Origin of the sequence: Anaerobacillus sp. MEB173, from assembly GCF_052119505.1 — a bacterium.
Taxonomy (GTDB): domain Bacteria; phylum Bacillota; class Bacilli; order Bacillales; family JBJMAU01; genus JBJMAU01.
In genome coordinates this window covers 62,877-73,583 of record NZ_JBJMAU010000015.1, presented here as the reverse complement: position 1 = coordinate 73,583, position 10,707 = coordinate 62,877, and the positions used below count along the sequence as shown (strand labels likewise).

Here is a 10,707-nt window from a genome sequence, read left to right as displayed (position 1 = left end):
TATTACAATACTCTATAAGAGAGATTGAAGAACATATTTCTTCAATCTCTCTTTCTATATTTTTCAACTATATAACACTATGAGAGTGGTTGCTCGTCAGCTGGTCTCTATAATAAATCTTTTTTAAATACATAACTAACTTTATTATAATTCATTTTCATCTCATAAAAACGATGTGCATCTGTACGTTGTAGCCCGGAGGATAATGCAATACTTTCATAGTTATTTTGTACTCCCCATTGATGAACAAAATCTAGTAAGTTTTCACCATATCCATTTGAACGTTTGTTTGTATCTGTTACTAAATCACACACCCAAATAAATCTACCATAATAGAGTGTAATCATTGGTTTAAAACCTGTAACAGCAATTATCTTATTGTCTTCTAGTAGTGCAAACATCTTATAATGATCATTTTCTTGTGCATCGAGTACTAATTCTAGATAGGTATTTTCATCAAGGTGAGGGCGGAGTTGCTTCATAATTGGAAATGCCTCAATAAATTCATTTTTGGATTTAAGTTCCTTCATTACTAAATTCATGTTTTTGTCTCCCTATTTAAATATTCGAAGATCATTTTAGCACATTTGCAGCTAAGTAGTTACCAAATTATTGCAAAGAAAATTTGATTTTTAACAATTTCATTTTATATAATATTGAATCAGTGGTTAAATATATTTAAAGGAGCAAATGCTATGAGTATTAATGTTTATCTTAATTTTAATGGCAATTGTCGTGAAGCAGTTGAGTTCTATGCAAACGTTTTCGAAACTGATCAACCTCAATTTATGACTTTTGGAGATGCGCCACCCAATCCCGATTTCCCTCTTCCAGAGGAAGCAAAAAATTTAATAATGCATACGCGAATTAACATTAATGGTAGTAATGTAATGTTTTCAGATACTTTTCCTGGTTCCCCTTTTGTTGCAGGAAACAATATAAGTCTTGCAGTAATAAGTGAAGATATTGAAAAAATAAAATCATATTTTAACAAGCTAAAGGAAAACGGAACAGTGAAGATGGAACTGCAAGAAACATTTTGGAGTAAATGTTATGGTGCATTAACAGATAAGTTTGGTATTGAATGGCAGTTAAGTCATGACAGTGGGGAAATGTAACTAAAAAAAGGAAGTCAAATCATTTTAGAACAAGGCTGGCTTAGTATTTGAAATTTCCATAGTTAAAAATGCGTTTTCTGTATAAAGTAAGACTAATCAAATGTGTTAGTCTTACTTTATTTTTTGGCAGGTATCTGAACTGTTGAAAGAGGTAAATAATATTATTAAGGCGAGTGTAGTTTAGTGTTGATATATAGGAATAGCGAATTTAAACAATATTTAAAAATATTTAGGATATTGTGATTAATAACACAACCATTATACTATAAATGTGATATCATTAATTATAATTGTTTTTTTAGATAAATCATTACTATTATATAGCACTTATTTATTAATAAGTAGAATTTTGCAAAAAATGGTCGCTTTAGGACTTTAAAAATTCTATAATAATGATAAAATTTAAATTATATTTTGATGTTATATGGTAGTGTATAAGTTTTACATATCTTTGTGAGGTGATATTATGCAACTTAGTCCAATAAAAAATTCTGATCAATTAAAAGAAGAAAAAAAAGCAACTGTATATTCAAGAACTAATCCTTTCCATGCGAAAGTTCTTGCAAATACAAATTTAAACGGTGAAGGTTCAAGTAAAGAAACAAGACATATCGAGTTTTCATTAGAAGGATCAGGTCTTTCTTATGATCCAGGTGATGTTCTTGGGATTCTTCCTGAAAATGATCCTGAATTAGTAGGCGCAATTCTTGAAGAAATGAATTGGGATGCCGAACAAGCTGTATCAATTAATAAGCAAGGTGATACACTTTCTTTAAAGGATGCATTAACAACTTATTTTGAAATAACTGCATTATCGAAAAAGATATTGCAACAGGCAGCACAGTATACAGAAAGTGAAGAATTGCACAATCTTGTTGATGCTGAAAGTGTAAATGAACTAAAAGCTTATACCGATGGACGTGATTTACTTGATATGCTACGAGACTTTGGACCATGGAATGGTTCAGCTCAGGACATCGTGAATCTTTTAAGAAAAATGATGCCGCGCCTTTATTCAATTGCTAGCAGTTTTGCTGCTCATCCGGGTGAAGTTCATTTAACGATTGGTGCTGTACGTTATACTGCTCACGGTCGCGAACGTAAAGGAGTTTGTTCAGTACAATGTGCTGAGCGCCTTCCTGTAGGGTCTACAATCCCAGTATTTGTGCAACAAAATAAACATTTTAATTTACCTGAGTCCACTGACAAAGACATTATTATGGTAGGGCCTGGTACAGGCATTGCTCCGTTCCGCTCGTTTATTGAAGAGCGTTCAGTGAACAAAGGAACAGGTAGAACTTGGTTATTCTTTGGAGACCAGCATTCAGCAACTGATTTCTTATATCAAACTGAATTAGAGCAATATCAGCAAGATGGTGTACTAACAAAGTTAGATGCAGCATTCTCACGTGATACTGATAAAAAAGTGTATGTACAGACTAAAATGGCAGAAAACAGTAAAGAATTGTTTGAATGGCTAGAAAATGGTGCATACTTCTATGTTTGTGGAGACAAGCAATATATGGCGAAGGACGTTCACAGTACCCTTATTGATATTATTGAAAAAGAGGGAGCCATGACGCGCGAAGATGCTGAAGCATATTTAGCGAAGATGCAAAAAGAACATCGCTACCAACGTGATGTATATTAAGATTTAAATATGTAAATAAAGCTTGTTTAAGGTAACTCTATTAACGAATTTAAGAATGACTTTCCATTCATAAATGCGAATGAAAGTCATTCTTTTTTTTGTTAACTTTTTAGGCCAATCGACTCGTGCTTGATCATTTGTGTTAAGTAATTAGACCTAGTATCTTTTCCTTATATTACCTTTTTGAGGATTATAGTATGATAGAATATGTGTGAAAAATTAACAAGGGAAATTTTGGAGGTTCTAATGAAAACAGTGCACTATATACTACTTATTACATTAATAACAGTATTCTTAAATGCATGTGGTCAATCTGCTGAGACAAACAGTGATCAAGTTGCATCAACAACAATAGATTTTGAGGAAAATGAACGTGAAGATGGAATTGTGGATAATGGTAATCGAAATATGGAGGAGAATACTAACGATACAACCAAAAATGAGAGAGAAAACGTAGAGTTTGAAAAGTATATTTACCAAGGGGCTAGGCCTAACGTAGGTATTGAAGTCACTTCTATAGAAGAAGATATAAAAAAAGACTTGGAAGGTTTCTATAAGGCTCTTGAAGATAAGGAGTATCCTGAGCATACAAAAGACTACACATTTTATGTGAAAAATGTACTAGCGGCAGTTCAACAAAGAGTTACTGTTGATTATCATTACCGTTCATTTATGAAAACAATACCAGAACGGATTAGAAGCCTAAAACGACTTGAATTAGAAACGAAGGAAGTTGAATTTATTCGAAAGCATTATTTAGAGGCAATGGAAATTCATCATAAGGCTGTTGCAACATTAGATGGACGTTTTTCAGATATTCATAATCAAGTACATGACCCAGAGTTAGAAGCCGACCTCTATACTGCAGTTGAACAAGGGTATCATTATTTAGCGCTAGCTTCAATTCAATTAGTAAAAATTGCAGAAGATACGAGTATTTTAGATATTAATGAAATGAATGAAACAGAGGAATTTATTGAAGAATTTCTAATCGAAGACCAAATATAAAGTGAAACGTCAATCAGTGAGGATGTTATTTATTTTTCCAGTGATGTTAGTTGAGTCTAAAAGTAACATATGTTGAATAGTCAATTTACCATTTGTTACTTGTTTATTGTTAGGAGGTTCGATCAAATGAAAATATTTGGCGCCATCATAACTATCATTGTGTTCGGTTTTATAGGATTTTTTGTAACAATCATCACAGCTCTTTCTAGGGATGCAAAATTTTATACTGTCTTTGTTCCGGTAATTACAGCAGGAGTTATAGTGATGATCATTCTAGCGATTTATGGACAAGTAAAGAAAAAAATACCAAAAGTAAGTGCAATTGTGTTTGTTTGTTTAGCGATTGTTTCTGTTTTGAGCTATGAAGGATATCAAATGTATCTTAAGAGTCTAGAGGTAGTCAGTACGCAAGATGTTGATTTGAATGAGTATCGCCCGTTTGTTGAAAATACAAAGTCGGTCACACTAGCTGAAGAAGCTACTTTAAGAATTGAAGATAACCTCCCAACACTTGATGGTGCAACAGCTTTATATCCTGTGTATGCAGCTTTTGTTCAAGCAGTCTATCCTAAGAAAGAGTATCCATTATATGATAGTGAGGTTGTTTCTAGCCAAACGAGTCACGCCTTTGATCGTTTGGTAAAGAGGGATGTGGACATGATTTTTATGGCTCACCCATCAGAGAAACAGATGACCAGTGCAAAGAATCAGGGTGGAGAGCTAATGCTTACCCCCATAGGCAGAGAAGCATTTGTGTTTTTTGTACACAGTGACAATCCAATCGATACTTTGACACTGGATCAGATTCGCGGCATTTATTCTGGGGAGATTACCAATTGGAATGAAGTAGGCGGCAATAATGAAGAAATACGAGCGTTTCAGCGACCTGAAGGAAGTGGAAGTCAATCGGCGTTGCTTAGCGTGATGGCAGGTGCTCCATTAATGGATCCACCTTCAGAAGATATTGTTTCGGCAATGGGGGGCATTATTCGGGAAACGACAAATTATCGGAATCGAACGAACGCGATTGGGTTTTCATTCAGACATTTTTCACAGGACATGGTTCAAATCGGAAAAATTAAATACATTGCTGTTGAAGGAATTGCCCCTACAAAGGAAAATATCCAAAATGAAACATACCCGATTGTTGATCAATTTTATGTGATTACGGCAGGCGGTAATAATCCACATGTTGAATCGTTTATCGAATGGATGCTTTCTTCTCAAGGACAAAAGATTATTGATGAGACTGGTTATGTCCCTTTGCATTAAATTGGTCTACGAGTGACTTCATGAAAAATAATTGGAATAGCGGTTAACTTTTAGAGATACTTTTAAAAAAATTATTTTACAAAAAAATTCACAAATTCCTACTTCATAAAATTCATAAATGATAAAAACAAATTATACTAAAGTAGGGTGAAATAAATGGGATATAAAGGGAGAGTTGTAACGACTAGCTTAATCATCTGTATTCATTTGATCTACATTTTTTACTACTATACTGTTAATAATCAATTAGAGATAATTGAATTAATAGGTTTTCCAATTGTTGTCTTAGTTGGATGGTTTTTTGGAAAAAAATATGATCAATCAGTATACTATAAATTACAAGCAAACAAAGCAAAAGATCAAGTGACAAATATACTTGATAGTATTACGAGCGCCTATTTTGCCTTTGATCATGAATGGCGATTCGTTAAACTAAATAAGACAGCAGAAAAAATTTTAAACGGTCACCAAAGAAATTTAGTTGGCTTAAACTTATGGGATGAATTTCCTGATTTAATTGATACGACAATTCATATAAATTACATAAAAGCAAAGGATACTCAACAAGAGAACGCATTTGAGTTTTATTATGAAAGTTTACATAAATGGTACTTTATCCATGTGTATCCTAACAGAGATGGACTTGCGGTCTTTTTGATTGATATTACAGAGCAAAAGCAGACGGAAAAAGCGTTAAAGGAAAGTCAGGAGAGGTATCGAAGTTTAGTTACCTTTCTACCTGATCCTATGGTCGTCCATCAGGATAATATAATTGTTTTTGCTAATGAGAAAGCTGGGGAAATTGTTAACATTCACTCGTCTGAGGCAATTGGAAAGTCGATTTATGATTTTATTCTTCCAGAATATCATGAAAGTATGAAGAAAAGACTTTGGAAACTCTATCATATGATGGAAGAGGATGGAGACCATGAATTTAAGATTATAACTAAAGATCAGAAAATTTTGGATATTGAAGCAAGAGAAAAGCCAATTTACTATAACGGAAAACCAGCGATGCAAGTGTTATATCGAGATGTTTCCGAACGTAAGTCTTTAGAAGAGAAATTGTTAAAAATCGAGGAGCGTTATCGATTTATTACAGAAAACTCGACTGATTTGATCGCTATTTTAACAACAAATGGAAATTACGATTATGTTTCTCCAGCCTGTTTGACTTTATTAGGCTATCGCTCAGAAGAAATCATTGGCCAAAGTGTACTGGACTTTCTTCCATCAGAAGATGTAGCGCATGGGCAAAAGCTAATTGAGGAAGCCCATGAATTGTTAGGTTACCTACGGCTCACTCATCGGTTTCAACAAAAGAACAGAGGGTATATTTGGCTTGAAACGATTGCAAAGAGGTTGGAAAATCGTCAAGGAGAGCTAGAGTTTATTCTAGTTATTTCACGTGATATAACGGAAAGAATGGATAAGGAACACAGGTTAGTAGCAAAGAGTAAGGAATTGCAGCACTTGTCATTTGTTGATGGACTAACAAAAATTCCTAACCGACGTGCTTTTGATAAAGCATTCAGGAAAGAGTGGACGCGTTGTAAACGAAGGCAAACTCCATTATCACTGATTATGATTGATATTGATTATTTTAAGGAATACAATGATCACTACGGTCATTTGGCAGGTGATGATTGTTTAAGAAAGATAGCAAGTTCATTAAAAGATGGATTATACCGAGCGGATGATTTTATTGCTAGATATGGGGGAGAAGAATTTGTCGTACTTCTTCCTGAAACGAATGCAGAAGGTGCAATATTAGTTGTAGAAAAACTGCTCGAGTATATTCGTGAGCTTACCATTCCACATTGTAAATCTGATGTAAGTAATGTTATTACAGCGAGTGCTGGACTAGCTACGATCATGCCGATTGATGAAATGGATATGGAAGATTTGATTTTATATGCAGATCAAGCCTTATATCGTGCGAAGAGATCGGGTAAAAACCAGGTTCAACAGTATACTGCAAATTTATTATCAAGTATAACCGAATAATTGCGGTTAGAAATGTACTAAATTTGATAAACAAACAAAAAGTAGAGGAAACCACCTCTACTTTTTGTTTTATTTTAAGCCTTGTTAATATATTCCACTCTTGTTTCTTCAAATTCCCTGTATAGAAAATTGAACGGGAAATAAAATACAAGAAACTTATGATAAGGAGATACAAGATGAAGAAACAAAGTGTAGGAAATATTAGGTGGTTAGTCATAGTTTTTGTTTCACTAGGATGTATACTGAATGGGGCTGGATTTGCTCATGCTTACCGAGATGTTCCAACAGCAGGCGTTTTTGTTAACGGTAAGGTAGTAGACGGAATTAATCCGATTATCATTAGTGACAAGATGCATCTTCCATTTGTACAATTAGCCAAAATGTTAGGGTACAATCATATTACTTTTGAGGATAAGACTCTGACGTATGAAGTGACAGACGGCTCAACAAAATTAAGAACAACAATGGGGGGGACGCTAGCTAGAAGAGGTGATGAATACATCCATATTGAACCTCCAAGATGGATCAATCAAACAGCTTACATATCACTTAATGCAAGTAGTGCTTTGTTTAATGCGAATATCCACTTTAAATCTGATAATGGTTCTATTCAAGTAACAAAACCGGCTCAATTTTATCTCGTGCAAAAAGATGATTCGTTATGGGAAATTGCTAGTGCTCACCACATAACTGTTCAAGAATTAAAAAATACGAACAATTTAGGAAGTAACCATATCGTAGTTGGTCAAAAGTTAACGATTCCTATAAGTAAACCAAAGGAAGTAACGCCAATTAAGGAACATCAACCAGTAAAAGTGCCGGATAATACAAAATCTGTAAATGTCATTAGACAAAGTGTGTTAGATCATGCTTCAAAATACATTGGTGCTGGGTATAAATTTGGAGCAACTTTAGATGAAGCACCAAATTTATTTGATTGTTCATCATACACTCAGCTTGTGTTTAAGAAAAATGGGATTGATATTCCGCGAGTATCACGTGATCAAGCTCGAAAAGGAACGTATGTAACTGAATTAAAGCCAGGAGATTTAATGTTTTTTACGAACAATGATTTATATTCTGATGGAAGAGTTGGTCATGTCGGTATTTATATGGGAGACGGCAGAATGATTCATGCTTCTAGTTCTCTCGGTGTTGATATTACCGATAATGTGCTAGGAAATCGCTACTGGTCATCAAATTATTTATTTTCAAAAAGAATTATTGAATAGCAGTAGTGTCTACAAGTCACTCATAATGAGTGGCTTGGTTTGTTTTGAATGAGAACTTTCACGGATTGGGGATTGGAAAGAGGCTAATGGAAGAACGTTAGGCTTTTTATATATTTCCGATCAATAGCCATTAATTAGTCTTTGTCTAGTTCTACTCCCATTTAATCCTCAATATATTGATAATGATAAATGCATGTTTGCTAAAGGGGGATGTATGACTGAACTTCCGATCACCAATCCCGTTTTGATATTTGCTTTGTCCATGGTGCTTTTTCTATTTGCACCAATAATCATGAATCGATGCAAAGTCCCTGGAATTATAGGGCTTATCCTTGCGGGAATTGTTGTAGGGCCAAATGGGGCAGGAATACTTGAGAGGGATTCAACAATCGTCCTTTTAGGAACAGTCGGGCTGCTTTATATTATTTTCATTGCTGGTTTGGAAATTGATATTGATGGTTTTAAAAAGTATCAAAAACGAAGCATTTTGTTCGGTGGTCTATCGTTTACTTTGCCATTTCTGTTAGGTTTATGTCTAGGAATCGTTATTGATCTTAGTTTAACTGCTGCTATTTTGCTAGGTTCTGTACTTGGGTCGCATACGTTATTGGCTTATCCAATTGCGAGCCGGCTGGGAGTTTCTAAAAATAAAGCAGTAACGACAGCTGTAGGCGGTTTGATCATGACTGACACGTTTGCCTTATTAACGTTAGCAATCATTGCCGGATCTGTGAGCGGCGACTTAACCGTGATGTTTTTTGTAAAACTTTTATCTTTGCTCCTTCTCTTTATGATTGTTGTCTTTGTTTTTGTTCCAGTCGTTTCAAAGTGGTTTTTTCGTAATGTAAGTAGTGAAGGGTCGACTGAGTTTGTTTTTGTTATGTCAGTTTTATTTGTCTGTGCTTTTATGGCGATTGCTATTGGTGTAGAGCCGATCATTGGCGCTTTTTTAGCAGGACTATCACTAAATCGTCTAATCTTGCAAAACGGGCCGTTGATGAACCGGATAAAATTTATTGGCAATACTATTTTTATTCCGTTTTTTTTCCTTTCCGTTGGCATGTTGATGGATTTGCGTGTTTTGTTTGGAGATACAGTGGCATTGATGATTGCAACAAGTATGATTGCTTTAGTGATTGCAGGTAAAGCAATAGCTGCCTGGATCACTTGTAAACTGTTCCACTATAAACATGCAGAAAATTGGATGATCTTTGGTTTAACGATTCCGCAAGCTGCGGCTACATTAGCTGCTACCTACGTCGGCTTTGAGCTTGGCCTTTTTAATAAAGCGATTGTAAATGGTGTTATTCTGATGATTTTTGTTACATGTATTATTGGCCCTTATATTGTTGAAAAATATGGGAGAAAACTGATTGTAACCGAAGAACAAAAAGAATATGTACAACATGTTCATGGTTCACAACGGTTGTTAATCCCGCTAGCGAACCCAAGCTCAATGGAACCTTTGCTCGACCTTGCCTTTATCATCCGTGACAAAAGATCCACAGAGCCAATATTTCCGTTAAAGGTTGTAACTGGGTATGGGAAGACTGCGCAATTACAATTGATTGAAGCGGAAAATTTGCTTAATAAAACAGTCGTTTATGCTTCAGGTGCTGAAGTTCCTGTCCAAGTGATGACAAGGTTGGATCAAAACATTGCCAAAGGAATTACTTCTGCCATCTTTGATACCCGGATAACAACTATCCTTTTTGGTTGGAACGGTTATATAACCAAACCACAACGAATTTTTGGGAGTGTTCTCGATCAAACACTTGAGCATACAAATCAAAATGTTTTGGTTGCTAAATTAGTTCACCCTTTAAATACAATTACTAGAATAGTTCTCCTTTTACCGCCACTGATTAAATACAAGGAGAGCTTTTACGAGGCAATTGAAATGGCTGGGAAGGTGAGTGATCACTTAGGTGCTTCACTGCATTGTTTAGTGATTAAAGGCGATGTTGAATCATACAGAAAGACACTCGCAAATGTTAACCTGCCGTTTGCTACGACGTTTGAAGAAGTGAATAGCTGGAATGATCTCGTAACAAATCATATGGACAACATTCATAAAAGTGATCTCGTCGTTCTTATTAGTGCTCGCCAGGGAAGGATTGCGTGGCATCCGAAATTAGAGATGATCCCGCATCAATTAGCAAAACATAATTTACTAAGTTTTCTAATAATATATCCTCATGAAACCGAAGTTGATTTAAGAGGATCCCGAGGAATTGAACTGCCTTCTTATATCATGCCATCAAAAGAGTTTGATTAAAATAGAAAACACGAAAAGACAGTGAAGGTATTTCATCACTGTCTTTTCGTGTTTATATTTGGATAGTATATCGATTTTATTTCACTCCTAATACCCTTTGTCTGTGTTTTTAAACACCAATTATCTTAAGAAATCATAAAT

8 protein-coding genes are annotated in these 10,707 nt (G+C 34.9%); 7 read left to right on the top strand and 1 reads right to left on the bottom strand.

The genetic code is table 11. The annotated features are described in order from the left end of the window. Positions 1 to 107: 107 nt before the first annotated feature. Entirely contained in the window at positions 108 to 542 is a 435-nt protein-coding gene (locus ACJ2A9_RS19385) for a GNAT family N-acetyltransferase (protein WP_441423342.1), read from the bottom strand. A gap of 153 nt (positions 543 to 695) precedes the next feature. Between ACJ2A9_RS19385 and ACJ2A9_RS19380 the strand changes: the two genes are divergently transcribed. From ACJ2A9_RS19380 to ACJ2A9_RS19350, 7 genes are all read left to right on the top strand, one after another. Continuing rightward, on the top strand, positions 696 to 1,118 hold the full coding sequence (locus tag ACJ2A9_RS19380) for a VOC family protein (protein ID WP_441423341.1): 423 nt from the start codon (positions 696 to 698) through the stop codon (positions 1,116 to 1,118). Between the two features lie 466 nt (positions 1,119 to 1,584). Beyond that, on the top strand, positions 1,585 to 2,769 hold the full coding sequence (locus ACJ2A9_RS19375; RefSeq protein WP_441423340.1) for a sulfite reductase subunit alpha: 1,185 nt from the start codon (positions 1,585 to 1,587) through the stop codon (positions 2,767 to 2,769). Positions 2,770 to 3,015: 246 nt separating this feature from the next. Next, positions 3,016 to 3,777 carry a hypothetical protein gene (locus ACJ2A9_RS19370; RefSeq protein WP_441423339.1) on the top strand — a complete coding sequence of 254 codons (762 nt, stop codon included), beginning with the start codon at positions 3,016 to 3,018 and terminating at the stop codon, positions 3,775 to 3,777. A 126-nt stretch (positions 3,778 to 3,903) separates the two neighbouring features. After that, positions 3,904 to 5,049, top strand: coding sequence for a PstS family phosphate ABC transporter substrate-binding protein (locus ACJ2A9_RS19365; protein ID WP_441423338.1), 1,146 nt, complete (start codon positions 3,904 to 3,906; stop codon positions 5,047 to 5,049). Positions 5,050 to 5,205: 156 nt separating this feature from the next. Beyond that, complete coding sequence (locus ACJ2A9_RS19360; RefSeq protein WP_441423337.1) at positions 5,206 to 7,056, top strand: diguanylate cyclase; 1,851 nt, start codon at positions 5,206 to 5,208, stop codon at positions 7,054 to 7,056. A 176-nt stretch (positions 7,057 to 7,232) separates the two neighbouring features. Next, positions 7,233 to 8,288 (top strand): C40 family peptidase, encoded by a 1,056-nt coding sequence (locus ACJ2A9_RS19355; RefSeq protein ID WP_441423336.1) that lies wholly within the window; start codon positions 7,233 to 7,235, stop codon positions 8,286 to 8,288. A gap of 214 nt (positions 8,289 to 8,502) precedes the next feature. Then, positions 8,503 to 10,566 carry a cation:proton antiporter gene (locus ACJ2A9_RS19350; protein ID WP_441423335.1) on the top strand — a complete coding sequence of 688 codons (2,064 nt, stop codon included), beginning with the start codon at positions 8,503 to 8,505 and terminating at the stop codon, positions 10,564 to 10,566. The last annotated feature ends 141 nt before the right edge of the window (positions 10,567 to 10,707 follow it).